At 36.1% G+C, this 25,415-nt stretch carries 19 protein-coding genes and 1 pseudogene; 1 reads left to right on the forward strand and 19 read right to left on the reverse strand.

What is annotated here, in order from left to right; translation table 11 throughout:
* Positions 1–165: 165 nt before the first annotated feature.
* From EI546_RS10835 to EI546_RS10880, 10 genes and pseudogenes are all read right to left on the reverse strand, one after another.
* A complete protein-coding gene (locus EI546_RS10835) occupies positions 166–915 on the reverse strand; it encodes a WecB/TagA/CpsF family glycosyltransferase (RefSeq protein WP_128250560.1) in 750 nt (249 codons plus the stop codon).
* Positions 916–1,327: 412 nt separating this feature from the next.
* Positions 1,328–2,170 carry a sialate O-acetylesterase gene (locus EI546_RS10840; protein WP_128250561.1) on the reverse strand — a complete coding sequence of 281 codons (843 nt, stop codon included), beginning with the start codon at positions 2,168–2,170 and terminating at the stop codon, positions 1,328–1,330.
* A 2-nt stretch (positions 2,171–2,172) separates the two neighbouring features.
* Positions 2,173–2,328: pseudogene (locus EI546_RS16755) on the reverse strand (DapH/DapD/GlmU-related protein); the annotation flags it as partial.
* Between the two features lie 338 nt (positions 2,329–2,666).
* On the reverse strand, positions 2,667–3,749 hold the full coding sequence (locus tag EI546_RS10850) for a glycosyltransferase family 4 protein (RefSeq protein ID WP_128250563.1): 1,083 nt from the start codon (positions 3,747–3,749) through the stop codon (positions 2,667–2,669).
* On the reverse strand, positions 3,746–5,602 hold the full coding sequence (gene asnB, locus EI546_RS10855) for an asparagine synthase (glutamine-hydrolyzing) (RefSeq protein WP_128250564.1): 1,857 nt from the start codon (positions 5,600–5,602) through the stop codon (positions 3,746–3,748). The genes EI546_RS10850 and asnB overlap by 4 nt, the downstream gene beginning before the upstream one ends.
* A complete protein-coding gene (locus EI546_RS10860; protein WP_128250565.1) occupies positions 5,590–6,867 on the reverse strand; it encodes an O-antigen ligase family protein in 1,278 nt (425 codons plus the stop codon). The genes asnB and EI546_RS10860 overlap by 13 nt, the downstream gene beginning before the upstream one ends.
* Entirely contained in the window at positions 6,833–7,834 is a 1,002-nt protein-coding gene (locus tag EI546_RS10865; RefSeq protein ID WP_128250566.1) for a hypothetical protein, read from the reverse strand. Before EI546_RS10865 ends, EI546_RS10860 begins: the two co-directional genes overlap by 35 nt.
* Positions 7,824–8,969: a hypothetical protein gene (locus EI546_RS10870; protein WP_128250567.1), complete on the reverse strand. Its 1,146-nt coding sequence runs from the start codon at positions 8,967–8,969 to the stop codon at positions 7,824–7,826. The genes EI546_RS10865 and EI546_RS10870 overlap by 11 nt, the downstream gene beginning before the upstream one ends.
* A 541-nt stretch (positions 8,970–9,510) precedes the next feature.
* Positions 9,511–10,956: an ArnT family glycosyltransferase gene (locus EI546_RS10875; protein ID WP_128250568.1), complete on the reverse strand. Its 1,446-nt coding sequence runs from the start codon at positions 10,954–10,956 to the stop codon at positions 9,511–9,513.
* A gap of 4 nt (positions 10,957–10,960) precedes the next feature.
* Complete coding sequence (locus EI546_RS10880; RefSeq protein ID WP_128250569.1) at positions 10,961–11,896, reverse strand: glycosyltransferase family 2 protein; 936 nt, start codon at positions 11,894–11,896, stop codon at positions 10,961–10,963.
* A gap of 474 nt (positions 11,897–12,370) precedes the next feature.
* Between EI546_RS10880 and EI546_RS10885 the strand changes: the two genes are divergently transcribed.
* Entirely contained in the window at positions 12,371–13,039 is a 669-nt protein-coding gene (locus EI546_RS10885) for a class I SAM-dependent methyltransferase (RefSeq protein ID WP_128250570.1), read from the forward strand.
* 92 nt (positions 13,040–13,131) lie between these two features.
* Here the strand turns inward: EI546_RS10885 and EI546_RS10890 are convergent, their stop codons facing one another.
* From EI546_RS10890 to EI546_RS10940, 9 genes are all read right to left on the reverse strand, one after another.
* Positions 13,132–15,918: an MGH1-like glycoside hydrolase domain-containing protein gene (locus EI546_RS10890; protein ID WP_128250571.1), complete on the reverse strand. Its 2,787-nt coding sequence runs from the start codon at positions 15,916–15,918 to the stop codon at positions 13,132–13,134.
* Positions 15,919–15,932: 14 nt separating this feature from the next.
* Positions 15,933–17,240, reverse strand: coding sequence for an MOP flippase family protein (locus EI546_RS10895; RefSeq protein WP_128250572.1), 1,308 nt, complete (start codon positions 17,238–17,240; stop codon positions 15,933–15,935).
* Between the two features lie 11 nt (positions 17,241–17,251).
* Positions 17,252–18,196 (reverse strand): glycosyltransferase, encoded by a 945-nt coding sequence (locus EI546_RS10900; RefSeq protein WP_164905226.1) that lies wholly within the window; start codon positions 18,194–18,196, stop codon positions 17,252–17,254.
* Between the two features lie 331 nt (positions 18,197–18,527).
* Entirely contained in the window at positions 18,528–19,514 is a 987-nt protein-coding gene (locus EI546_RS10905) for a hypothetical protein (protein ID WP_128250574.1), read from the reverse strand.
* An 11-nt stretch (positions 19,515–19,525) separates the two neighbouring features.
* The gene (rfbD, locus tag EI546_RS10910; protein ID WP_240673098.1) at positions 19,526–20,398 is read right to left on the reverse strand and encodes a dTDP-4-dehydrorhamnose reductase; all 873 of its coding nucleotides are present in this window, start codon (positions 20,396–20,398) and stop codon (positions 19,526–19,528) included.
* 406 nt (positions 20,399–20,804) lie between these two features.
* A complete protein-coding gene (gene rfbC, locus EI546_RS10915; protein WP_128250575.1) occupies positions 20,805–21,365 on the reverse strand; it encodes a dTDP-4-dehydrorhamnose 3,5-epimerase in 561 nt (186 codons plus the stop codon).
* Positions 21,366–21,367: 2 nt separating this feature from the next.
* Positions 21,368–22,225 (reverse strand): glucose-1-phosphate thymidylyltransferase RfbA, encoded by an 858-nt coding sequence (gene rfbA / locus EI546_RS10920; protein ID WP_128250576.1) that lies wholly within the window; start codon positions 22,223–22,225, stop codon positions 21,368–21,370.
* Positions 22,226–22,689: 464 nt separating this feature from the next.
* On the reverse strand, positions 22,690–23,700 hold the full coding sequence (gene rfbB, locus EI546_RS10935; RefSeq protein WP_128250577.1) for a dTDP-glucose 4,6-dehydratase: 1,011 nt from the start codon (positions 23,698–23,700) through the stop codon (positions 22,690–22,692).
* Between the two features lie 2 nt (positions 23,701–23,702).
* Positions 23,703–25,403 carry a DUF6909 family protein gene (locus EI546_RS10940; protein WP_128250578.1) on the reverse strand — a complete coding sequence of 567 codons (1,701 nt, stop codon included), beginning with the start codon at positions 25,401–25,403 and terminating at the stop codon, positions 23,703–23,705.
* Positions 25,404–25,415: the final 12 nt, after the last annotated feature.

Here is a 25,415-nt window from a genome sequence, read left to right on the forward strand (position 1 = left end):
TTAGGGGAAGATAGAAAACTCCGGTGAGATATTGTAGGTAAGATTTGAATTATTGATTTTAGAGCGGTGTAAATGAAATTTGAGACTTGGAATTAATGTAAGAAGTGATACACTTAATGGAGTATTTCCTAATTGTTATTGATTATCTTTTGATGCGGAAGTTTATTAAGACTCCCTGTGCTTGGAAAATCGTTCTTTGAGGACAAAATAAATAAATTGGGAATTCCCAACGAGGTAGCGTTTCCACATTCTACGTGGTTCCTGTAAGAATCGATAGAACCATTCCATGCCTATTTTTTGCATCCATTTTGGTGCCCGTTTTGTTTTTCCGGCTACTACATCAAAACTTCCACCAACGCCCATTATTAAATTTACATTTTTGAGTATATCTCGATATTTGTAGAGAAAGTTCTCTTTTATTGGCGAAGAGATTGCAACAAAAAGCATCTGGGTACCGCTATCTGCAATCTGTTGCGCAATAGCTTTCTCTTCGGAAGCGGAGAAATAGCCATTTCGATACCCAGCAATAAGGTTGGGGCTATAGATTTCAGAATATTTACGAGCTACCTCTTTAACAATTTCCTCCTTAGCTCCAAAGAGAAAAATTTTGTTCTGGTTTTTATGTGCCATTTCAACCAGGCCAGCCATAAGGTCAATTCCGGCCACGCGTTCCTTAAGTGGTTTTCCTAAAAATTGTGAGGCCCAAACAACCGCTTGGCCATCTGCATTAACAAGGTGGGATTGATTTACGCTTTGGCGCAGTTCTAGGTCCTTTTGCATTGCTGCGAGTTTGCCCGCGTTTACAACCACGTGATGCAACTGCTTACCCTCTCGTATTTTTTCCTGAACCAATGCCAGGGTTTCCTGCATGGAGAGGTTGTCTATGGAAGTGTTTAGAAGCTGTATTCTGCCCATTGGAGATTTATGAAAGGGGGAGATGATAATTTGGAATCAAAAATAATCTAATTGTACTAAAATGAATGGAATCCAAAGAATTTTATATTTTCAATCAATTCTGTCCTAAACGTTCTCCCGAAATCCTTTTAATTCGAAATCTTATTCGTGTTTCACCGCCTATATATAAGGGGGAATAATAAAAACTTTACTTTAAAAATAACATCTATTAGAAACTATAAAAAAGGTCTCGACTGCGCTCGACCTGACAACAAACATTATTTTTCAATTAGTTAAAGTGTCACTTCGGGCCCTTCGGTTTCGCTCAGGATAAACTAAAGTAGAGAAATCCTGCAGGTAAGGACATTATTATTTAGGACGCTATTGATTTTCAATTAATTATTTGATTAAAATTATAGATGGATTTCTAGATTTATAGGATATTATGTTCAACCATAAACTTGGCCAACTTCTTTCCAATATCATTAAGAGCATCCTGATTATAATGCACAGGATCCTTTAACCATTTCCTTTCGATAAAATCCTTGGTTTCATTATAGCCTATAAAAGTATATTTGTCTTCTGCGGCTACTTCTCCCTGAATCTTTCTAACAATGGCATAACCTTCGTCACATTCTTTACAACTGGCATGTCTTCCAGTTTCAATAATTACGAACGGCAGATTTGAACCGAATCTTTCGCGATATTCTGAAATTAGATTTTTTAAACCAGCCTTATATTCTTCAGCAGTCAAATTACCTTTTCCAATTGCTTCCCCGTCATTTTCACCCTGAGACCAGATAATAGCTGCTAGCTTAGATTCACCCTTGCCCTCATCTTTTAAGGCCGAAAGAGCAAGATCTATCTTTTTAAAACTGCTGGATAATAATTTTCCTGATGGGTCCCAATTGCCCCAATCTTTTACTTCGGCTTTGGGACTTAACGAGCTTCCCCCTTTTGCGCATTGAACTACATAAATGGGTTGATGCGTTATTTTGGCATAATTATATGCGAACGAGGGAATAAAACTTCCCGTCTTTGCAACATGGAAGTGCATATCATCCTGTCCCACGGGATCCTTTAGGGTTACGAAGGAATCTTTTTTGGAATCATATTCATAACAAGGCTCTTCCCCAATAATTGATTGTGAAGAATCTCCAACTCCCATGGCATTACTCTGACCTGCAATAACAAATAATTGAACGGATTCATTTTTCTTATCAGCACAAGAAAATATAAACCAACAAAGAAGAATAGATAAAATTGTTCCTTTCATTTTCTCATTTTTATCAATTTTGCCGGCACACCTCCCATTACAGAATAAGGAACTACACTTTTGGTGACCACTGCGCCAGCCCCAATTATGGAACCTTTTCCTATAACAACCCCAGGCATTACCACTACATTCCTTCCCAGCCAAACGTCGTCTTCAATAATTGGCGGATTGGGGTCCGACTCTCCTTGATTTCTAATTGGAATCTCTATATTATTATGATTATGGGAATTGGAGAGAATAGCAACGTTGGGAGCAATCAACACATTATTGCCTATTTTCGCTCCTTGGATAAAAACATTTTCATTTATCTGGCAATCAGCTCCAATCTCAACGTTCTTGCCATTGGATAAATAGACATTATATTCAAGAAACGAATTTTTACTATAAGGCATCAGTTTTAAGACCTTTGAGACATACCAAACCCGAAGTGCCCTTGTAAAAGGCACGAACCTAGAATGGGGCAGATTGTAAAAAATGCCATAATAAACGCCCCAAATCAGTTTTTGATACATAGCGTTTTCAGTTGTTTTAAAAGTCTATTCATTACATAACCACTTTCATATTCCTCTGCAGTTTTTATGGCAGCATTTTTCATTTGAGATTTTTCTTCTGAGGAAAGTTTGAGGTATCTTTCAATACATCCCTCCAATTCAGAAACATTTCCAGGTTCAAATAACAGTCCATTTTGATTGTGATTAATATAAGTTTTTGGTCCGGCAATATTTCCGCCAATAACTGGGGTACCACAACTCATAGCTTCCACGCCCACTAAGCCCAAACTTTCGGCTTCGCGTTTTGTAGGAAATACCATAACGTCCATTTTATTATATAATTGAACTAGCTCCTCTTGTTTTACCAGGCCTAAGAATTCTACTCGATCCTGTAAATTAAACTCGCGGATCATTTCCAGCATATCCTTTTCCTGTAACCCCTGTCCTGCAATTATTGCTTTGAACTCTATATTTTTTTCTCTGAGACCTTTCAAAGCCTTTATAAAGTCGTCCCAACCTTTTCCTTTATCTATTCGGGAAATCATACCCAAGATTGGTATTTCGTTCCTTTCCATTTTTATAGGATAGAACCTCGTGGCATCCACACCTCCTGATGGGGAAACAAAGATTTGGTTCTCAGTCAAAAATGGATAGTTTTCCAACATCATTTTTTTGAAATACGTAGAAGGAACAACTACCAAATCTACCTTTTTAAGAATAAACTTATTTAGATTATCTATTTTTTTCCCTTTGGAAGCAGTAACGTCGTCTCCGTGTACATTAATTACCAAAGGTTTCTTTTTCTTAAATAGAAAAAACAGAAAAGCCAGCACAGGGGCATTATGCGACATAAAATGCACATACACCAAATCGTAGTCTTTAAAGATAAAATTAAAACATACAGACAAATAATATTTCAAATAGGTTAATGCCTTACTTAGATTATTGGACCTTTTTCCCTCAATAATCGAAACGGCTGGAAAAACCACACCATTCTTTTTAAGTTCAAGTCTAAAATTCTTTACAAACACGCCAAAAAGCGAGTCTTTTGAAGAAGGATACATATTTGAAGTCAAAAATATTTTCATCTTTTAATCTTCTGTCCAGACGACAAGTTTTCTTCAAGCCAATAATAAATGCTCAACAAAAGGAAAATCTGCTTCTCTCGATTATAACCCTTTAAATGATCGTCCAAAACTTGATGCAATCCATTTACATTGAAGATTTCGGTGAAAATTCCTGGTTTTAGCAGCAACTCCCTTATTTGATCGTTATAATTTTTGAACCATACTTTTGTTGGCGATTGGAATGCAAATTTCTTGCGGTTAATTATCCGATTGGGAAGAATGCGTTTGGCGTATTCCTTATGTATTATTTTGGTCTTCCTAAATGCCAGTTTTTCCTTAGTAGGGAGTTCTTCCATAAATCTAACCAATTCCGTATCGAGCATGGGCACCCTACATTCCAAAGAAAAGTTCATTGTAATTTTGTCAGTATATAACAACAAATCGTCCGGAAGGTTCATTCTAACGTCAATGGCCATCATCCTTTCCACTGCTGTTTTCTTTTTGCCGCAGTCTAGGATATTATAAAAATAGGATATCAGATCAAAGGCTTTTTCCTCTTTTACATTGAGCAACTGAATTATTTCAGCTTGACTAAATATGGAATAGACATTTAAAAAACGTTGTACATCATTTTTCTCTCCCAGAGAATTTGCGGAGCGAAGAATACGTTCGTTTTTTACGCCCATTCTAGAAACCACATTTCTCGAAGACCGAATAAGACCTCTCGGGATTTTTTGTGAAATAAGTTCTCCCTGATACCTTTGATAACCTCCCAAAGGCTCATCGGCACCTTGGCCTGTAAGAACAACTTTAACGTGTTCTGAAGCAAGTTGGGAAAGATAATACATTGGGATAACAGAAGTAGTTGCCAGAGGCTCCTCGATAATTCTTGTGGTTTCCTCGAAAATAGAAAGAAAATTATCAAAGTTTATTTTTTTTGAGAAATGCTCCAGACCTAAGATCTCCGCAGTCTCAGCAGCTGCCTCAATCTCATCTTCCGCGTGCACACCTTCAAATCCAATAGTAAACGCTTTTAATTTACCATCATAGTTTTTTTGGGCAATGGCGGAAACCAATGCGGAATCTATCCCACCACTTAGCAAAACCCCAATTTCTACATCGGCCATTAATTGTCTTTTTACGGCATTTTCGAGGTGAACTCCATATTCCTCCAAATAATTTCTACGGAATGATGTTTGAGCATTGGAAATTACTTTTGGAAAATATTTTTCTGAATAGTTAAGTTTTTCAGAAGCTAAATCTACTTCTATATAATGTCCAGGTTTTAACTTTTGGATTTCTTTATGTAGGGTTAATGGCGAAGGAAGATAACGCAAACGCAAGAGCGTAGGTAGGTTTTCTACATCTGGGGAAGGATTTTCCTGTAAATATTTTATGGGTCGAATTTCAGATGAAAAAATAAAGTGCCCATCATCCTGAAGAAAGTAAACAGGCTTTACACCAAAATGGTCCCTTGCCAAAAAAAGCTTTTTGTTTTCTATATCAAGAAATGAAAAACCGAATATCCCATTGAAATCCGATACACTGTCAATTCCAAATTTGATTAAGTAATACAATATCGTTTCGGTATCCGACCTGCCTTTAAAGTTAATCTCCTTCAACTTTTCACGAAGATCCAAATGGTTATAGATCTCGCCATTAAAACTGATAGCAAATTTCCCACAGGAAGAAATCATAGGCTGTTTTCCAGCATCCGTTAGCTCAACGATTGCAAGCCTTACCAGACCAAGACCAACTTTGTGTTGACCAACCTCAAAATTTTCAATTTCGGAAGCATCCGGGCCCCTGTGCTCGATAAGCTTTAGGGCCGATAAATCAAAGGGACGGTTTATTGATCCAATTATTCCACACATAGGCTTTCGTTTCCTTGTTTTTCTTCCAGTTTATAATCTTTGTTTCCTGAATACCAGATCACATAAAAGGAGTAGAAGAAGGCAAAGATAAACACACCCTTAGCTAAACCGAAGATTGTTTCGGAAAATGAAAAAAGTGCTATAATTACAAAAAAGGACAACGCCTCTCCTCTCAATCGAGTTTTTCTTATAAATGTTGCTAGAACAAGAATATATACCAGCACTCCCAAAATTCCATTCGAAACTAAAAATTCCAAATATTGGTTATGGGCATTGTATTCATTATCCAAGGCAATTTGAAAACCTCCTTTGCTATAGGTTACATCATAAAGTGCTTGTCTATCGCCAGTGCCCACTCCAAATATCCAGTTTTCACGGTCGCTAAATTCAGATAAAATGGCAATCCATCGGGGATATCGGTCCAGAGTAACATTTCCCTGGGTATCCACAATGGAGGTAAATTTACTTCCCAGGTAATCAAATTTTATTGATAGCAACCCTAAAACAATTACCAATCCCACCACATAGAATACTCTTTTAATCTCTAGTTTTTTGAGGATTGTTAATATCAGAACGGCGATAAGGGTTATAATACCTATGCGACTACTGGTTTCAATTAGAAAAAGAAAAAAGGGAGCTAACAGAAGCACTAGTTTTAATTTATTCCTTCTCAGATTCCTAAATTCTGGCATTCTAATGATTCCCAGAATAAAAATTACCAGCATTACCGCAAAATAACTGGGGTGGCCGTCAATTGGAGCAACGGCATTCCATCCTGAATATATCCATTTAAAAAAGTAACCCGCTTGTACCCAAGGTGTAAAATTGGTTGCAATGGAATGAAAAATGAATGCCCAACAAATAACCATTCCCGTAAAAAGACCCGTACCAAAAGCGATATATACTTTTTTTAGATCGAAATCCACTCGATTATGGGAAAGCACGATCAAAGGAATCAATACTAAGGTCAAAGTCCTTTCAATATCCCTCAATGCAATCTTTACGTTCGTAGAAAAGAAATAACCCAATATAAAAAGCAGGTAAAGACTCAAAAGGGCATAAATGGCGACTTTATTACTTTTTAAATTTGCTAAACGGTGTTTAGGATTGAGCATAAAAAGGGAAGACGCAATAAAAAACCACAGTATAATAGTATTGAGGTTATCCCATAAAGGTAGGGTACCCACAAAAAGGTAGGTGCTTACCTGAAAAAAAACTTTGGACGGTGGGTTATTGTTCCAATAACTTCTGATACCTTTTATCATACGTATTGTTAAGGGCAATTTTTCTGAGTGACAGAAGTAAGGCTCGATATTCCGATTCTCCTAAATTTTTAATTTTGTGATGAATGACATCCATTTCCCCAAAAGATGCAAAAAGAGGGTAATCGTTGCTTAAAAGATTTACCAATGGAATGTGGGGCTCCGTAAAAAACGGAAGTTGGAAACTTAAAAAGTCGAATACCTTTATTGGAAACGTAAGATCGTCGTACATATTTCGCGGACGTGTATGCAGAGCATAGGCTATATTGTTTTCTTTAATAAAATTAGGGATTTCTGCACGAGGACATTTGGTGGCCAATATTGGAGTGCCCAATATCATTTCTGCAATATTTTTTGCACCAGAAAGCACGAAAAAATTATAGGTTTCAGCGTGTGCTTTTGCGAAATCTATAAAATGTTCAAAACCCGAGTTTTTATAATCAATACTTCCCAGGTACAAAATTCCAATTTTCTTTGAAAAATCGGGAATAGCTACATTTTCATTTATTTGGTGTGTACCGGGCGGCAAATCGCTGTAAGGCCGTTTTGGAAAAGTTTGGTTTTTATCAAAAAACACTTCGCCCATTTGAGTTGTGGGGAAAACCATCGATGTGGAAATCCAAGTGAGGTAGAAATTACTCGCTCTATTTATATAAAATGTTAGTTTCTGTCTGGGAGTTTTGTAATCTTCAGGAAAAAGTTCGATATAGATATCGCGAATAAAAACAATTACCTTTTTGGATTGCAGTTTTATAAAAAAAAGAGCTATTAAATCTACAAAACCAATTCTGTTGGTTGCCGATTCTACATAGCATAAATCTCTTTTTTTTAATAGGGAATTCAGTTTATTCCCCTGTTCAATAATACCGGCTCCATTTCGCTTAAAGGTTTCCTTAAATAGATTAATTCTGGTGATAGGTCCGCCATATATTTTTTTGAGATTGGGAACGATATATAGACTATTCTTCATCAACTACAGGATTTAAAGATAAATTCCTTTTCAATCTGTGAGATTCCAGTATGAGATAGGGAACGACCATATAAAACACATAAGTAAAATAGTGGATCGAGAGAAGATTAGTAAATAGGGCAATGACTATAAAACCCAATTTCGCTTTCGTACCGGGAATGATTTTTATTAAATATATATGAACTGCCAAAAAGAGAAAAAGAAGAATATACCCACCGCGATGGTAGATATAGTAAAACCCATTATCAATTTCGCGAAAGGTATAGTTCATACTAAAACTCTGGGCTATCACATTTTCCCGATACACAGTCGTGCTCACCCCAAAGCCTTTGCCAATTAGTTTTTCCGATGTAGAAAAATCCTCTGCCCTTAAAGCCGTCTGTAGATCGAGAATTCGCGTTTTTAAACTGGCATATTCCCAAGGTTTTAGAACGTAGGGCAATTTTTCCTTTATGGCATCGGGAGTCAAATCGGAATTAAAGAACGCTATTGCTCCTGCTATCAATAGGGCAAACCCGATAATAAAGCCTGGATTAAATAATTTCCGGAAATCAATAACAATAAGTGCCAATAAAGCTCCGGCAGTAACCAAGTTCATCAGGTTGGAAGTAAGGAATAGATATATCATTGCCAATAAAAATGAAATGGCCAACGGCAGATCAAAACCTCTTTTGTTATATAAATAATAAAAGCAAATTAGGACAATAGCGATAATGGGCGGTCCATAAACCCTGCCGCCCATTCCAATAGACGAACCATGCCACAAGGAGGGCACAATGCCCAAATAAATTAGTATGTAGGAAACTGCAACAACCGCATTGATGATAAAAAGTAAACGGAGCATATTCAAATTCCTTACGTTTACTAGAAATAAATAAAAGATAAATCCAAAAATTGGATATTTTATATCGATGGATGCCTTGGGATGATTGTGTAGCAGACCGATTATCAAAAAGATGGCATATATCCCAAAGGCGGCGAAAACATAATGTGGGATTTCAAGTTTTCCTTTTTTGTCGGCAATCCAGACCCCAAAAAACAATAGCATCAAGCATACTGCCTGTAATACACTTAAAGTGATGGCTGCCGTAGCCAAGAAAAGAACCACTAATACTATTTGGTAAAAAAGCTTCAATTCAAGAGTTTAAAATTACTTTTGCTTCTAAGTTTTTATCTCTTAACGTAAAAAATAAGATTGGCAAAGCTACTGTTTTTTAAATTTTATTGTAAAGAAGTACTGGGATTTATACAATGCTGGTAAATTAGCCAAAGTCAAAGAATTGAATCCACATTCCATCCGACATTGTTACCTCTTTTGGAATGATTGAAATCAATTGTTGTTATCACTTCACACAACGTTTTTTGAAAACCAATTAAAAAAAGAAAATTGTGAGATTGGAATTTGTTTTGTGTATTGTAACACAAATTAAAATTATTTTGTCGACATAATTTATATTGCTAGGTAGGCCTATGGAGGACACGACCAATTCTGTTATTAGTTTTAGGAACATTTCTGGTGCAATCGTAGTTAAGTGGGAATGACTATTTCATGTGTATTGAAAAAAAAATCGATCTTGCAATATAAACAAAACCGTAAATTGGAGCAGCTGAAAAACTTGCCTACACCTAATGCCTAATCAAGGTTTCGAGACTTAGGGAAAGAGATTTTTCATCAATTACTTTATTGGAGAAATTTCATTGTCATCACTTCTTATGGAGCCTAAATGTGAAGTTTTAAAAAATAATTTCGCAAAACCTGCTCCAGCGATTAAAATGAACAAGGGATAAATTTCATAGCGATAACGCGATTGTATCTCATAAACAGAATAGATCAGAACAAAGCCTAAAATTATTAAATAGAATAATAAATACGGGGAGAGAGGAGAAGCTCCCTGAAATTTAAGGCTTAATAGAATGAAAATAATTCCCATTCCTATTAAAAAGATATAAAAATATTGTTCAAATAATGTTATAAACTCAAAATCATTTTTGTTTTTGATATTTGATGTAAATGCCCAATAGGTCCCTGCATCCTTTTTAGCCCACATTTTTATAAATTTTTCGTCTAAAAGCGTTCTAAGTTTTGTTTTATCCTTAAGCCTTTCTTTAATTAATGGTTTTGCATTTTCTTCAAACGTGTCTAGATTGTCTGTAAGGCTTGCATCTTCCGTTGAATAATGACCAATAGTTTTCGGGTTTAAACCTACGAGCAACTTATAGCTTGGTATTGGGTCATTCAATAAACCATGTTTGCTTATTTCTAACCATTGAAATGAAAAGCTTAATAGCATTAGAACTAAAAAATAAGAGCCTGCTAGTTTTCCTAGGTTTAAAAAAAGTATTTTCCCTGATTTAAAAAAATCAATCTTATTTTCAAAAATGAAAGTAAGAATCATAAAGACAAACAAGCCTATAAAAAAGACAGTAATGGTTGGTCGTATCAAGTTGGCCAACGCCAATACTGCACCCACATAAATCAAGTTTTTCTTCCTAAAATACATCCATATAGCCAACAACATAAAAAATATTGACAATGTTTGATTCGTCAGTACAGAAGAATAGATTATTAAAGGTGGGTATAGCGCCGAAATAAGTCCAGTGATTCGTCCTGTTGGTCCACCACTAATTAGTTTTGAAATCTTATAAACAAGCCATACTATCAAAGTTCCAAAAATCACGTTTAATATCTTTAGGGCCAAAACGGAATTGGAGAAAAATAATATTATTGCTTGATATGCGGTAAAAGGAATATTTGAAGGATATTTTATAAAGTAAGGATTATCACGAACTGCAGAAATATTTCCAGTCATCAACTTTTGGGCAGAATGAAACATGACGCTAAAGTCTGAAATTGGCTCAGTATTTACATTGAAAATCCACCAATATCTTAAAGACAATGAGAATAAAACCAAAAAAACACCAAAAAATAAGTTCGATATTTTTCTATTATTAATAAGTTTAAACAGGACAAAGGCTGAAGACAGAACCAAGAAAATTTTCACCCATTTTACCAAAAGAATAGGAGTATTTTCTTCTAGAGATAAAAATACATGATAGATTAATTTTGAAAAGACTAAAATTGAAAAAAAATATAGCAGGTACAGAATTATCTTTTTCGACATTCGTTTATTTCTTTACGATTTTATCAATAATGTAACGTGGTCTTTTTTTGGTTTGGATATAAATCTTACCAATATATTCTCCTATTATTCCAATAGCAAAGGTTTGTATACCACCAAAAAAGGTTACAACGGCTATCATCGAAAACCAACCGTGAATTACATTTCCCCGGAGCAATTGAACGGCTGCCCATAGCAATAGAAGAAAAGATAAAAAAATAGAAAGTAAGCCAACCAATAAAACGATTCTTAAGGGAGTAGCAGAAAATGATGTAATGCCATCCCACGCAAAGGATAGCATTTTTCTTAAAGGATATTTTGACTCACCTTCTTCTCGCGAAAATCTTTTGTAATAAACTATGGTGTGATTTAAGCCTATTAAAGGGAAAACTGCTCTTAAAAAAAGATGTGACTCCGGAAATTTAAGTAGTGATAGTAATGCTTGATTGTTTATTAACCGAAAATCAGCATGATTGTTAATTGTTTTTACACCCATCTTTTCCATTAAAGTGTAAAACATTTTTGCTGTACCTCTTTTTAAAACACTGTCAGTCGATCTATCATTTCTTACGCCATAAATAATATCAAATCCTTCCTTATTTTTTGCAATCATCTCTCCGATAACATTAAAATCATCCTGCAAGTCAACATCAAGGGTAATGTATACATCAAATTCGTTCTTAAAATTTTCCAGTCCGGCCAATAATGCATTTTGATGTCCAAAATTATTGCTGAATTTTATCGCATTTATATATTTTTGCGGAAAAGATGTGATTATGTCCCAGGTTTTATCCACACTTCCATCATCCACAAAACAAATACGGCTATCATTTGAAATAATACCCAATTCAATTATGTTTTCGAAATAGATAAAAAATCTTTTAACTGTATTTGTTAAAACCTCTTCCTCATTAAAACATGGGAAAACCACTAATAACCTCATCCTATCTAATTTTTTCTTACTCCCAAGAAACCAATATAATGTGTTATTTAATACTATATTGGTTACATATTAGGTTGGCCTAGGCTGAAACCTAAATAAAACTTGTTAAAATAACTTCAATTAAACCAATTTAATGCTTCGACAAAGCTAACAATTTCAATTTCCCTTTGTTATATTTATGCTCTGATTTTCCAAAACAAGAATTCTGAATATCAAGTTGAATGATAAAAACTTTCGTTTCCAATACCCAAATTAAGGACAATGTACCATTGCTTACAAGGAAATAAAGGCCTATTGGACTGTTTTGTAAAAGAAGGATGGATTATCTTTTCCGATAGTTGGAATGAGAAAAAAAGCAAAAAAATTTAATTACTTTAATCCCTCAGAAACGCTAACATAATTTATTTCATTTTTAAATTCCACATTATAACTTGGAATAAAATTAAAGTTTATAGCAACTTCAAATAACCGAAAATGTCTTTTATAAACAATCTCGCCAACTACAATAATAAGAAGTCACTCGCCAATCAATTTAGAAATAAAAGATTTGCTTTTTTTGAAAGCCAGTTAAAGAAATTAGAAAACGGAAAAACCATAAACATTCTGGATGTAGGCGGTACCGAATCTTTTTGGGAAAACAGAGGTTATCACGAAAAGAAAAATATAAAGATTACACTTTTAAACCTCACGAAATTTGAAACCCACTATCCAAATATGGTTTCGGTAAAAGGAGATGCGTGCAATTTATCTGAATTTGCGGATAACTCTTTCGACTTGGTTTTTTCAAATTCGGTTATTGAGCATTTATATACATCTGAGAACCAAAAACTGATGGCAGATGAGGTGCAAAGAGTGGGGAAGAACTATTATATTCAAACTCCCTATAAATATTTTTTTGTTGAGCCCCATTACTTATTGCCCTATTTCCAATTTTTACCGAAGAAAACCAAGATTTTTGTGCTGAGTAAAACAAAGCTTTCCAGAGGTACAAAAATCTCACATGAAGAGGCAAAAGATCAAGCGGAGCAGATAATTCTCCTTTCCAAAAATAAAATGAAAGAACTTTTTCCTGAAGCAAAAATCTATCAGGAAAAGTTTTTGGGAATGACTAAATCGTTGACGGCGTATAATATTGAAGAATGAAATTTTCGGAACTCCGACCGCTCCATTTGTATGTCTTTTCTTTTAACCACTTGGGAAATAAATATTATTTACTTTGAAAAAACTTTAGGAGTTTAACTCCTTTTTTTCTTTATTTTCAATTCACCTATTTCAGAATGACCCCCTAAAATATTAATGCTTAGTGTTCCCTTGTTCAATTCCTTATGCGGAACTTTTTCATCGTTCCAATAAACGTCATACGAATATTCGGGATTCAGACAAGCTATCAATGAAAAAGGCTTGTCTTTATGGTCATTTACTTTTAAGGTCGCATTTAGTTGGGTGTAGTCTTTATTAAATTCTTCTTTTTCAACCCAAACATCATAACCTGTGGTTAGATTTCCAATTTGGTAATAGGCATTAAACCAAGATAATACAGGAGCGGAAAGACCACTAAATTGGTACCATCCATCTCCTTGTTCCCTATCAATGTGGAAACTCTCGAAAGAATTATACGTTCTCTCGGTTTCTCGTTTCCATACATCGAGAGCCGTTATGGCAATTTTATGGGCAAAATCATCTTCGCCAAGATCGAGCATGGTTTTCCAAAAAAACCATTGATGTGGCATCCATACCCGGCCGTTCCAATAGCCTGTTTTACTAAAGTATGGCGCGGATTGATCTACGGTGGACAGGCCCATATCTGACCAAATTTCGCCTTTGGTTTTTAAATGCGAAAGAATTTTTTCCTTTTGATCGTCATTGCATATTCCTGCTATTAAAGGGGAAGCTCCACCTAAACCCTTGTTGTAGTTGATAGAGTCTTGGTATTTTAAAATTCCCTTTGGCCTTCCTCCAGAAGTGTGTTGTACATAACCGTAATAACCACTCTCTTTATCCCAGGAATACTCATTTAAAGCCGTTGAGAGCTCCGTAATGTCTTTGTTATATGATTTTACATCTTCGTTAATTTCCAGTGCCTCAGCTGCCATTTTAAGAATTTTGGCAACTCGAATCATATGTGCCGAACTTACAACCGAAGCTGTAGTCTTTGCCAAATTATTATCGTGCATATATTTTTGGGGTGGATAGTCATCCCAACCTCCCGAATTATAAAAATAGTCCCAAGTGGTAATCAAACCTGATTTCAGATTTCTGGTGGTGGAAGTACTCACATTTCCTATTAAGAAATCATAATACCTTTTTAATCGGGGATAGGACTCCTTTAAAAATTCTTCCGACTGGTTTTTATTCCACAATTCCTGAAACAAATATATTTGAACGGGAAGGGGAGTGCCGTGATGGATAAAAGCCGATTGTTGATCTGGGCCGGTTAAATATGCGTTCAGATTCTCTATCCCACGTTCCATATCCAATTGGCTAAGGCCAATACCAATAAATCCAGAATCCCAAGTGTATAGGCAATCCCATTTGCGACCAGGAGCATGATGGCGTATATATTGATTTTGAGTATAAATTGGATATACTACATTCGTTATAGTAGTAGCCGCCATTCGTTCTTGACTAAACAAGTATTTATCTCCCTCAGGAACTGTATTGTACTGGGGCAGATTTTTCTTGGCCTTGGCAAAGTATTTTTCAAAATCCAGTTTGTCCGCTTTTTCCAGTTTGGACTTTACATCTTCCAGCGTGCCGGCGCAAACCATTCCTTTTATGGTTTTCGATGAATTGGGAGCTATTTCGATTGGCTGAATTGCAACATCGGTAAAATGGCCTCCTTCGTCAATATGGAAATTGGTTTTATCTGAAGCATTTAATTCCGCATTAAAGTTTCCAGGTAAATCCTTGGCAAACCATTGACCCAATTTGAAGTCCGGATTGTCCCATTGTACACCATAATACACATCTGTATTTTGATATTTTAGAATCACAGAATTCGGGGAGGGCCCTTTTATGATTTCCGGAACACTATTCCATAATACGGTATCTATAGTAATTTTATCAAAATCCTTTTGAGAAACAAAGGCGTATCCGTCGATTACCAACCGAGTGGTCGATTTTGTTTCCAACTTTATTTCGTATTTTCCACTTGGCAGGTCCCCAATGGAAGTCTTGCTAAAATTTAAATTAGCGGTGAAGGGAAGGTCTATTGTTTTATCTACAAATCCGCTCAATTGTAGTTGGGCCGCTTTAGTTCCTTCGATTTTATATCGAATACAGAGAATGGCATTTTGAATCTTATTAGGAACTTCAAATTTATAATTTACAATATCTCCTGAATGTCCACCAAATCCATTCCCGATCGCACTTCCGTTTACGAGTCCGTTTTCACGTACCTCCGCTCTCATCATTCCATCGGGAACCAATTCATCCTTGATCCACGGATTTTTAAAGGTCAAGCTCTCATAATCCAGGGCGTCCACCCAAAGTCCATTTTCGGGTAGGTAAATAATATCATAAATAAGTGGAATTTCGGGTTTATGCGGCGCCAAAGGAGGAAAATGCATGGAGGATACCAAATGCATCGTGAGATTTTGAATGGAGTCTGTATTGTTCACACAGATCATTTCGATTGCTCTGGAACTTTCATCTATTTCGGCATACGCTATGTCGGTATAAACCTTGTCCTTCCACTCCAGTTCGTGTCTATACGAAAAGTATTCAAGATCTGGGGATGCTTCCCAAGGGTAAAAATTTGAAGTCTGTAATACATCTGGTGGCTGGATTGCCTTAGTGTAGAAAGAAGGAAAAACTGACAGATCAAAACGCAGGCCTTGCTGTGTATCAGGAATATGTGAAATTCCCACGTATTTTTTAGTGTATGGACCCCATTGTGGAAGACTTAGATCGTGGTTTCTTATTGTTCCGGGGTGCTTTACATCCTTACTCCCTTTCGATTGACAACTACATAAAATAGTAAAACCGATGACAAAAAATATATAAGTTATAATTTTCCTCATTTTCAAGTAATGATTCAATTTCTGGACTTTGATACAAAGCCTCTTATTTCATTAATATATAGTTTGGGAATAATTGCATTAACAAATTCCCCCAAGCTCGCTCTGGTCATCTTATACACCAAAAGCCACCAATTGGGCACAAATAAAAAGACAAATCCAGCGGTCATTGCCCAAGCTACGACTTCTAGAGAAAATTGACTTGCTGTAAATATAAAGATGGACATTATTGCAATTGAAAATAAATTCCAGTAAAATGAAATGTTAGTTCGACCGGTTGCAATTACAAGACTGCCGATGGGATTCCCAATGCTTCTAATATACATATATATAGCTAGGATACGCACAAGTATAACAATATGATCGTAACCCGAGCCATACAATATTGAAACAATTAGGGGAGCAAATATGATTACACCCAAATAAACAAAGAAATTAATGGACGACACTAAATTGATCAGCTTCAAATAATTTCTTTTTAAAACATCAATATCATTTTGAAACCTGGCCAATAATGGATTTGATATTTTTGTGATAATAGGATTTACAATTTGTGCAGGTTTGTAAACAAGTTGTTTTGCCAAACTGTACCCGCCCAATAATTCAGTGCTAAATAATTTTCCAATAATTATAACATCCAGATCCCGATTAAAATAATTGACAAATTGGCTACCAACCTCATATATGCCAATGCGTAAAAATGGAAGAGCCTCAGCTAATTTAAAATGAAGTTTTACAGGATTGGTAAATGTTCCCCTTATAAAGAAAAATAAATTGGGAGTTGCATATTGTAGCAAGGCAGAAAAGATAAGGGAATAAATTCCGTACCCGGAAACAGCTAGAAAAATTGCAAGAGCTAGAGAGACTATAGCGCTTATTAGCTCTACCATAGCAACTATCTTAAAGTTTAACTGCTTTTGTTCAATTGTTTTATATTGACCACCAAGAGCAGCAGCAATTACGGCTAAAGCCATTATAATGATAAGCTGGCTTAACAATGGTTCGTTATAAAAATCAGCGATATATGGCGAAATAAGGGCAATAATTCCAAAAATTAAGAGACCGAAAACTAGGTTTATCCAATACAGACTGGAATATTCATTTTTGGATATTTTTTGTTTGTGGAAAATGGCAGAGGTTAGGCCCATATCCATAAAAAGCTCAATAATTCCCAAAACAAAAAGAGCTAAGGCCATAAGACCAAAATCTCTTGTATCTAGAAAGCGAGTTAATATTGACAATCTAAGCAAGGAACAAACGGCAACCCCGATCGTGCCGGCAGTTGTCCATTTTACGCCTTTCATAATACTGCCCTTAACCTCCATCTTTTTAGGTTTTAATATTCCAACATTTCTTTAAATTCCCGAATGCTGGTCTCCGCCATTTCTTCAAGTCTCGAACCTTGAATTTGTTCTTGAAATGATTTTAAAATAGATGGATTTTTCAGGACTTCTTCCACCGCTTTAAAAAGCGATTCCGTATTTCTACCTGTAATCTTCCCATTTACCCCATCTATTACAAATTCTTTGGCAGCGGGAAAGTCGGTAGTAATAACTGGTGTGCCCACAATAAGTGCCTCGCTTAGAACCATTCCCTGAGCCTCGAAATCTGAGGTAAGAACAAAACAATCCGCATATTTTAAGTAGGGATATGGATTCTGTTTAAATCCTTCAAAAGAAACATAGTTTTTAAGATCGGCGGCTCCAACTTGCTTTTCAAGATCAAGCCTATCTGGCCCATCTCCTACGATAAACCATTTGAAAATATGCCCATTCTCCTTTAATTTCCCAGCTATTTCAATTATTCGATCTATTCTTTTTTGGGTATTATCAATCCTTGCCACCGTCACAAAAATAAGACCTTCATCCCTTTCTTTATAGGGATTGAATTCTGTTGCTTTTTCCAGGATTATTCTGGGATCGATATAGTTGTGTACCAGGAAGGACTTTTTGGAAAACTCGGGCACTAATGAATCAAAATCAACTTTACAACTTTGCGAAACCGAAACCACCTTGTCAAAGTCTTTGTAGCGATCTAAAATATATGTTCGGGTTATCCCCAGTCTTTCCAAATCATTGTGAATCCAGGCAATCTTTTGATTTGCGGTTACTGAGGATAAAACGAAATCGTTTGAACCCAATAAGGAGTTTTTTTTCGGAATATCATTTGAAAAAGAAATAGCGGCATCATATTTTGTTCCTTTATTCCAATTCCGGTAAATTGATTTAATAAAAAAACTTCGTGCAGCATTCTCACCAACAATTTTTAAAAATAATTTCACACATAGGAATGCTGGCCACGAATACCAAGGCAAATTCCTCCTTGCATCTTTAAAGGTAATGTAAAGACATTTTATTAGGAAGGGAGAATGAACTTTAAAATTGTCGTGTAGCGAAGAGAATTTATCATCAAAATACGGATTGAAGCATAGTAATTCAATCGATAGGTTCTTATTCTTGTTAAGCTCAATGAGCAAGTTGTTCAATGAATTCGCTATTCCCCCATTTTCATATGAGGGTTTACAAATAGTATTTTCATAATAACATCTTTTATTTCCAGCTTACCCCGGGGAGAGGAATAATCGTAAACTCCGTTTCGGAATAAATAACCTCTTATTTGCGATCTATTGGTTCTGGCTTCTCCAATTCAGCATAGGTCCTTAAGTGTTTAAATAGATAGATAACAAAAAACACCATCGAAAATAAGAACACCAAGAATATCGGAAACTTAACCTTATTAGGTATCTCCAAAAGCCTCTCCGGTTTTAGGTTATAATCAACGCTAACAATTTTTATCGGTGTAGAATAGTCCAATAAATCCGTTCTAAGCTGATAGATGTCTTCTATCAAAAGCCGCTTTCTTTCTATTAAAAAATGTAAATCGCTGTTATTGTTAACAGATACATTAGAACCAACACTATACATTCTGGAGCTAGCCTCAACTAGGGAATCTACTTGAGAAACCATATCATAATGCTCTTTTATATCAAAGGCTTTGGTGTCGGTATAAACTTCTTGATAGGCTTTAAAGTGCTCATTCTCGTTTAGGTACTTAAAAAAATCTGCCACAACCTTTTCTGAAGCATCCTTCCCCAGTACGGGGATTTTGAATCTATGGTACTTGTAATATTTGCTGGTGGCAACGTCATTTACATATTCAGAAAAATTCTGGTTTTGGGAAAGAATTCGCAAAATATCAATGTTGGTTCTGGATTTTGAAACAAAGTTGTAAATATCCACAATTGCTTCAATCTCCATAATACCTACTTTTCCGGCATTTTCACCAAAAATAGTTTTTAGATAAGTGGTGTCACGTGCTTTAATTTTGGAATTGACAGCTTCAATCTTGTCATATACATAGTCTACACTTTCAAAATTAGGAATAATGATAGCCCGGTTATCATAAACGGCTACAGCAGAAGTATCTTTGTAATAGCCAATAGCAAATCCTATAATTATTAAAAGAAGTATCCAAATGAAAAATCTTTTAAAAAAGTGAAGAATTTCAAATATTCCTCTGGCCATCCGCTTGAATACATCATTGGACTTTCTAAAAAAATACCCCAAATCAATCTCTTCCGAAGAATGCTGCTGTGCCATAAACAAAAATATTATGAATTATTGAATGTCTTATTTATTACAGATTCTAGGCTCTCGCGCCAATCCCTATTTTTTAAACCTAACATATTTTTTGCCTTTGCATTATCCAAAACACTATACGCCGGCCGTGCGGCAAAAGTACGGTAATGGTTTGTTTTTGCAAGACTTGCAACTTCTAATTTTCCAGTTTGCCTAAGTATCTCCTCGGCAAAGCCAAACCAAGTCGTTTCTTCCCTATTGCTGAAGTGATAAAGACCATATTCTTCGGGGTCATTTTCTATTGTTTCCAGTAATGCGCGCGCTAAATCATTTGCATTTGTGGGTGTCCCGATTTGCTCAGTGGTAATGGTCAAGATTTTTTCTTCTTCAACATATTTCAAAATAGTTTTCAGAAAGTTATGCCCGTATTGGGAATAGAGCCAAGAGGTCCGGAAAATGTAGATTTTATCACAGATTTCTTGGAGGCATTGCTCTCCCTTCAGTTTGGAACTGCCGTAAACATTGATAGGGTTGGTTGGATCGCTCTCCAAATAAGGAGACTCTTTTTTGCCATCAAAAACATAATCCGTAGAAATGTGAAGCAGTACAGTGTCATTTTCCTTACAAACTACCGCAAGATTTTTTACCGCCTCCGCATTGATGGAAAAAGCTTTTTCCTTTTCGCTTTCCGCCTTTTCAACATTGGTGTAGGCAGCAGTATTTATGCAATGTGAAAAGTTATTGTTTCTGAAGAAATCTTTGATCGAATCAGCATTTTCAATGTTGAGATCTTCCTTTGAGGCAAAGACAAATTCGAGAGCGGGAAACTCGGAGGCGGCATCTTTTATACATCTTCCCAATTGTCCGTTTGCGCCTGTGACAAGTATTTTCTTTATTTCTCCCAAACTGTTACCGCTCTCTTTTGTCTATGGATTTTTTTAACCTCCTGCACAAAGTACTCTTCTTGTTCAACCTTGGAAACCACCTCTTTTAGCCCAAGATAAGCTCCGATATTTTCCACAAATATATCCCGTGTATCTATTCATTACAATATTACCTTTTCAATAAAATGAACACGCTTTGGGTATTTAGCACTCAGAGTTTCCAAAACTTTGTGGATTTCCTTTTTTGGAAATAGTTTTCTCATCAGAAGCCTGTCTTCTATTTCCCCATAGAGGGAGACCTGGCTAATAATCAACGCATTGGGCAAGTCCGAATTTTTTTTATAAGACCAAAAAATATGTGGGGAAAATATTGAAATATCCATTTCTTAATCTAATTTATTGAATAAAGGGAAATTAAAAACCACTTCTACTCCCTTTTCAAAAGAGAAACCGCTTCCTCAAAACTGGGAAGACCCATATCTTTTTCTGAAATAATAAATGCTTCCTTTGGAAGATGCCAATCCAATGCCAAGGTTGCGTCATCAAACTTAATCCCGCCTTCGAAAGCACCATCGTAAAAATTATCGCATTTATATGAAAAAATAGATTCCTTAGATAAGGTGATAAATCCATGCGCGAATCCTTTGGGCACAAACAGCTGGCGATGGTCTACATCATCCAAAATAATAGAAAAAGATTTTCCAAAAGTTTCAGAGTTCTTTCTGATATCAACTACAATATCCAAAACCTTCCCTTTAACCACGGTTACCAATTTTGCTTGCGCCATTTCACCGTGTTGGAAATGAAGTCCGCGCAAAACTCCTCTTGTAGAAACGGATTGATTATCCTGAACAAACTGGATGTTTAGACCTGTGATTTTTTCAAATAGCTTTTGATTGTAGGTTTCGTAAAATATGCCACGTTTGTCCTTATAAACAGTGGGTTCAAGGATGAAACAGTCTTTAAGTGGAGTTTTCAGTAGCTTCACGTTTAATCGTTTTGGAGTAAATGTTTTCCGTAACCACTCTTGAGTAACGGTTTGGCCAATGCGTTTAATTCTTTTTTTGAAATATATCCCATTTCATAAGCCGCTTCTTCAATAGAGCCTACTTTCAGCCCCTGTCTTTTCTCAATTACCTCTACAAATTGTGCGGCCTGCATTAAAGAAGTAAATGTTCCAGTATCAAGCCACGCCGTTCCCTTATCTAGGATGCTAACGTTCAATTTTCCATTCTTCAGATATACATTGTTTACGTCCGTAATTTCTAATTCGCCTCTTGCACTGGGTTTTATATTTTCGGAAATTCCCACCACGCTATTATCGTAAAAATAAATGCCCGGAACAGCATAATTTGATTTCGGATTTATGGGTTTCTCTTCAATTGAAAGTGCTTTTCCGTCCTCATCAAATTCGACAACTCCATATCGCTCGGGGTCAAGTACGTGATAAGCATAAATAACGCCGCCATCTGGATCGTTATTGGATTGCAGCAGTTCTTTTAACCCTGATCCGTAAAAAATATTGTCTCCCAGTATCAAGGCGACCTTATCTTTCCCGATAAATTCCTTTCCAATAATAAAGGCTTCTGCCAAGCCATTAGGCTCTTCTTGTGCCGCATAAAAAAAATTGCATCCCAAGTTTTTCCCATCTCCCAAAAGTTGTTTGAATAGTGGCAGATCTTTGGGTGTAGAAATAATGAGAATATCCCTGATGCCGGCATACATAAGCGTAGATAAAGGATAATAAATCATTGGTTTATCATACACGGGCATTAACTGCTTGCTTACGGCCAAAGTAATTGGATGTAAACGTGTACCCGATCCTCCTGCTAGTATTATTCCTTTCATTAATATGTTGATTTAAACCTAACAGGTCTCTGAATTCTGTTAATTTTATGGTATAAAATAAATCGGAATGAGATCCGATCCTAATCAGTTTTATGGTTTTTGGCGCTTCAATTTGAAACCAAATAATTCGGGTCAAATTTATGTCATTACCAGCTTCATTAATAGCTTGTTGCGTTTCCGCATTTGGAATATTACCTACTTCGTGAAAAAGTAAATATTCTATATAATTATTTAAACTTCGATTTTCAGCTTTAGCCTTTCCCTTAACGAGATCCAACAAATCCTTGTCAAATCTTAATGCAGTCTGTACTTTCCTGATTATAATTATTTTCAACACAAATTTTAGACAGCCGTAAGTATTGTTAATCGTGTATTAATTCCATCAAAAGTAATAAATAACAGACTGCTATACAAGAGTTATATTCCGCTGACTTTCTATTAATAATCTCATTATGAACACTTTGTTATAATCTATCGCGATTCTCCAAATACCATGAAATCGTCTTTCGGATGCCACTTTCAAAATTTTCTGCTGCTTTCCAACCCAATTCCTTTTCGATTTTCGAAGCATCAATAGCATATCTAAAATCGTGACCCGGACGATCCTTTACATACGTTATAAGCTCTTTATAAGAAGTGTTTTTTGGAAGCATTTCATCCAATAAATCACAAATAACCTCTGCAATATAAATGTTGTTCCGCTCATTTTTTCCACCAATGTTGTAAGTTTCACCAAGTCTCCCATTTTGGAGAGCTCGATAAATCCCACTGCAATGATCTGTTACATACAGCCAATCCCGTACATTTTTCCCATCGCCGTAAATGGGGATGGGCTCTCCTGAAATTGCCTTTCTGATTACCGTAGGAATTAATTTCTCCTTGTGCTGATAGGGCCCGTAATTATTAGAGCAGTTGGTTGTTACAACCGGCAATCCATAAGTATGAAAATAGCTTCTCACTATAAAATCTGATGATGCTTTTGAAGCACTGTACGGACTGTTGGGTGCATAGGAGGTTTTTTCAGTAAACAATCCCGTTTCACCTAAAGTGCCATACACTTCGTCGGTAGAAATGTGAAGAAAACGCGCATTTCCAAATTCATCTTTTAAAGCATTGGGACCGGTCATCCAAGTTTTATAGGAAGCTTGGAGCAAATTAAAAGTGCCAACTATATTGGTCTGGATAAATTCCGAAGGACCAGAAATGGAATTGTCCACATGACTTTCAGCAGCGAAGTGAACTACCTTTTGAAATTGATGTTCCGAGAATAATTTATCTATCAATCCTTCATCACAAATATCTCCCTTTATAAAAGTTATTTTATCCGAAACCGTCTCTAGATTTTTCAGATTTCCGGCGTAGGTAAGCTTGTCGAGAACGAAAATTTCATCTTCTGGATTTTGAAGAATATATTCCACATAATTAGAGCCGATAAACCCTGCGCCCCCCGTAATCAGTACTTTATTGTTTTTCAAAATTATTTTTTAGGAGTGTCTAATATCTGCTTTAACATCTTATCGGTAATTAAATAGGTAGGTTTTACTCCTGTAGTACCCAATCCACCAGAAGCTAAAGTACTTCCTGTTTCAAGGGGATTATCCGAAGCGTAATATGCATATCTCACCTTAACATCCGCGCTAATACTTCGTCTAATTTTTGATGCTGCCTGAATTGCTTTTTGATAATGTGCACCTTCCATTTCCAAACCGATAACATTCCAAGTAGAGTTGTGGAAGAACTTTAAAACATCTCTATTTTGTAGGGAAGTCCCCAATACTGAAATCATAGTTCCAGCGAAAACCTTTACATCATCTTCACTAAAATGTGATTTGTCCAATTCGTTTTCAAAAGGATAATTATCTGCCGTACCTTCAAAAACGTGGGCCGACGGAATCATAATATCTCCCTTTTCTCCCTCTAAAATACCCGCTTTCCCCATAATGGAAACAGAGGACACATTAAGGAATATTTGTTTGTTTTTCGAATCGGTAAAGGGCTTTAACAACTCATCCATTGTTTCGTATGCCTGCTCTCCAAAAGCGTAGTCCATTACAATAATAACGGGCCTCTGGATTTCTTCAACATTTTTTAGGGTTTCGGTATAGGTATTATTCTTAATCTTGGCGGTATCGAATATTTGGATGTCGATATTGGTGCCACTAGTATCTTCCAGAAATATCATTCCCTGAGAAGTGGCGGTTTTCATAACTTTTGTCCGTAATCCCATACTCGCTGGACTACTAAGAGTTTCAAAAACCTGAAGAGATTTCTTCTTGGCAAATTCTAAAGGCAGGGCCTTTTCAGCAAACAAGCTGTTCATCACGCTGTGCATATTCGCGCTCACTATGTGCAATGGCCGTTGCAACAGTCCATTTTCCTGCAAGGTCTGCTTAATTCTATGTGCCCACTGTTCGCCGTGGATGTGATGGCCCAGACGTTCTCTTAAAACAGGACTAAAAGTTATAATTCGCTTATCGTCACTCACTACTTCCGCCATGGCCAATTTGCCCATATAGTATATTATGCTGAAAAAACGATTTTCATTTTTTTCGTGGGCGAAGTAAGGAAAGGCATTTTTAATCTCCTCAAATGTTCGTCCCAAGAAATTGGCGGTGTGGGTTAGGGCAACTTCCTTTTCTTCTTGGGTAAGTTCCCCATCCTTTAGAACCACCTGCTCCAGTTTCTTCCAATCGCGTATAACTTCGCCATTTTCATTAATCAGCACCTGTTTCATTATTTTGTGCGACTCAATAAAGAGAAAGGTGAGATGGGTGAGAATATCATAAATTTCAGATCGTCCGCGAGTAATCTCGATATTCATTTGCTCGGAATCTATCCTGTAGCAGTTTCTCCGCCTTTTAAGAGGGATAATAGGCCCAAAGTGCGAATCCTTATATCCTTCGTCGCTTGTTAGATTTATGTACCTACATTCTTCGATTCCATAGGGCAAGCGGTCCATAATGTACAACAGACCCTGGAGTTCTATTTTATCTTCCGTAATGGACCCGTAGATTTCGGGTCTTAAGGTTAATAAAGAATCGAGCAGCGATTCTCCCGAAACGCCCATAGGTTTATAAAATCCCCGATTCAAAAGATGACGCATGGTGATATACAGCTTTTCAATAGCCCCTGTGCTTTCCTGCGCCCGTGTTCGTGTGTGTGAATTCAATTTAATCATTAAACGCAAATA

Origin of the sequence: Aequorivita sp. H23M31 (genome assembly GCF_004022485.1) — a bacterium.
Classification (GTDB): Bacteria; Bacteroidota; Bacteroidia; order Flavobacteriales; family Flavobacteriaceae; genus Aequorivita; species Aequorivita ciconiae.

What these genes read in the sequence shown, in the direction of transcription:
- EI546_RS10835 (WP_128250560.1), bottom strand. Translation starts at nt 915, where the DNA reads ATGGGCAGAATACAGCTTCTAAACACTTCCATAGACAACCTCTCCATG.
- EI546_RS10840 (WP_128250561.1), bottom strand. Translation starts at nt 2,170, where the DNA reads ATGAAAGGAACAATTTTATCTATTCTTCTTTGTTGGTTTATATTTTCT.
- EI546_RS10850 (WP_128250563.1), bottom strand. Translation starts at nt 3,749, where the DNA reads ATGAAAATATTTTTGACTTCAAATATGTATCCTTCTTCAAAAGACTCG.
- asnB (WP_128250564.1), bottom strand. Translation starts at nt 5,602, where the DNA reads ATGTGTGGAATAATTGGATCAATAAACCGTCCCTTTGATTTATCGGCC.
- EI546_RS10860 (WP_128250565.1), bottom strand. Translation starts at nt 6,867, where the DNA reads ATGATAAAAGGTATCAGAAGTTATTGGAACAATAACCCACCGTCCAAA.
- EI546_RS10865 (WP_128250566.1), bottom strand. Translation starts at nt 7,834, where the DNA reads ATGAAGAATAGTCTATATATCGTTCCCAATCTCAAAAAAATATATGGC.
- EI546_RS10875 (WP_128250568.1), bottom strand. Translation starts at nt 10,956, where the DNA reads ATGTCGAAAAAGATAATTCTGTACCTGCTATATTTTTTTTCAATTTTA.
- EI546_RS10880 (WP_128250569.1), bottom strand. Translation starts at nt 11,896, where the DNA reads ATGAGGTTATTAGTGGTTTTCCCATGTTTTAATGAGGAAGAGGTTTTA.
- EI546_RS10885 (WP_128250570.1), top strand. Translation starts at nt 12,371, where the DNA reads ATGTCTTTTATAAACAATCTCGCCAACTACAATAATAAGAAGTCACTC.
- EI546_RS10890 (WP_128250571.1), bottom strand. Translation starts at nt 15,918, where the DNA reads ATGAGGAAAATTATAACTTATATATTTTTTGTCATCGGTTTTACTATT.
- EI546_RS10895 (WP_128250572.1), bottom strand. Translation starts at nt 17,240, where the DNA reads ATGGAGGTTAAGGGCAGTATTATGAAAGGCGTAAAATGGACAACTGCC.
- EI546_RS10905 (WP_128250574.1), bottom strand. Translation starts at nt 19,514, where the DNA reads ATGGCACAGCAGCATTCTTCGGAAGAGATTGATTTGGGGTATTTTTTT.
- rfbA (WP_128250576.1), bottom strand. Translation starts at nt 22,225, where the DNA reads ATGAAAGGAATAATACTAGCAGGAGGATCGGGTACACGTTTACATCCA.
- EI546_RS10940 (WP_128250578.1), bottom strand. Translation starts at nt 25,403, where the DNA reads ATGATTAAATTGAATTCACACACACGAACACGGGCGCAGGAAAGCACA.